Source organism: Pseudomonas sp. 2822-15, assembly GCF_002742515.1.
GTDB classification, from domain to species: Bacteria; Pseudomonadota; Gammaproteobacteria; order Pseudomonadales; family Pseudomonadaceae; genus Aquipseudomonas; species Aquipseudomonas salomonii.
The window spans coordinates 1-229 of record NZ_LJRY01000472.1 but is presented as its reverse complement, the minus strand read 5'-3'; the positions used below and the strand labels follow the sequence as shown (position 1 = coordinate 229).

Genomic DNA, 229 nt, shown 5'->3' with positions numbered 1-229 from the left:
TAATTACTTTATCCGTTTTTTTAGAAGATAGATCCGGGACTTTATCTAAATTATTATCTCTTATTGCACAAACTGGGGCTAATGTACTTACAATTAATCAGACCATTCCATTACAAGGGAAAGCTACAATTACGCTCTCAATAGAAACAGCAGCTATGATATCTGAGGTGTCCGTTCTTTTGAATAAAATAGAACAGTTAGACCCAGTGTTAAAAGTAGAGCTTATAGG

The 229-nt window shown here is 34.1% G+C and carries 1 protein-coding gene; it reads left to right on the top strand.

What is annotated here, in order from left to right:
- Positions 1-229: ACT domain-containing protein (locus AOA59_RS31845; RefSeq protein ID WP_143522889.1), on the top strand; the 229-nt coding region annotated here is incomplete at both ends.